Below are 1013 nucleotides of genomic sequence, written 5' to 3' on the forward strand. Positions count from 1 at the left end.
AGCCCGAGCGCCACGGTGTTGCGGTAGGTCTCGGGCGGCTCGCCGCCGGTGATGTCCACCGGGTTGCCGGCGGCGCCGAACGGCGGGATGAACTCCATGAACGCCTCGTTGAGGTCGTCCGGCATCTCCATGAGCTCGAGCCCGTTCTTGGAGCAGGCGTCCGACAGGAGGACCCCGGAGCCGCCCGCGCCCGTGATAATCACGACGTTCTCCCCCTTGGGGGTCGGCAGGATCGGCAGGCAGCGGGCGAACTGGAGCAGCTCCTGCAGACCGTGCGCCCGGACCACCCCGGCCTGGCGGAGGATGTCGTCGTAGACCTTGTCGTCGCCGGCCAGCGCCGCCGTGTGGGACGCCGCGGCCTTCGTGCCGGCGGGCGTCGCGCCCGCCTTGAGGACGACGATCGGCTTCTTCTTGGACACGCGCTGGGCCACCTCGACGAAGGAGCGCCCGTCCTTGAGGTCCTCCATGTGCAGGGCGACGCAGTTGGTGGCGTCGTCGTGCTCGAAGAACGTGAGCAGGTCGTCCTCGTCGATGTCGGACTTGTTGCCGAGCCCGACGATCGCGGACACCCCCATCTTGGTGGACCGGGCGAAGCCGAGTATCCCCATCCCGATGCCGCCGCTCTGCGAGGCCAGCGCGACCGGCCCCTGCACGTCGTAGGGCGTGGTGAAGGCGGCGCTCATCTTCCCGGGCGTGTAGTAGACGCCGTAGATGTTGGGCCCGACGAAGCGGACGCCGTGCTCGCGCGCGGTGTCGACGAGCTGCTGCTGGAGCTCGGTCTCGCCGGTCTCGGCGAAGCCCGAGGGGATCATGATGGCCGTGGCGATGCCCTTGTCGCCCACCTTCGCGATCGTGTCGACGACGAACTTGGCCGGGATTGCGAACACCGCGACGTCGATCACGCCGGGTACGTCCTTGACGCTCTTGTACGCCTTGCGCCCCATGATCTCGGGGGCCGAGGGATTGATCGGGTAGATCTTCCCCTGGTAGCCGCCGTTGATCAGGTTCTTCAT

At 68.2% G+C, this 1013-nt stretch carries 1 protein-coding gene; it reads right to left on the reverse strand.

Annotation, left to right across the window (positions count from 1 at the left end):
- Positions 1 to 1013: CoA-binding protein (locus tag AABM41_09925; GenBank protein ID MEK6192611.1), on the reverse strand; the 1013-nt coding region annotated here is incomplete at both ends.

Source organism: Chloroflexota bacterium (genome assembly GCA_038040195.1).
In the GTDB taxonomy this organism is placed as follows: domain Bacteria; phylum Chloroflexota; class Limnocylindria; order QHBO01; family QHBO01; genus DASTEQ01.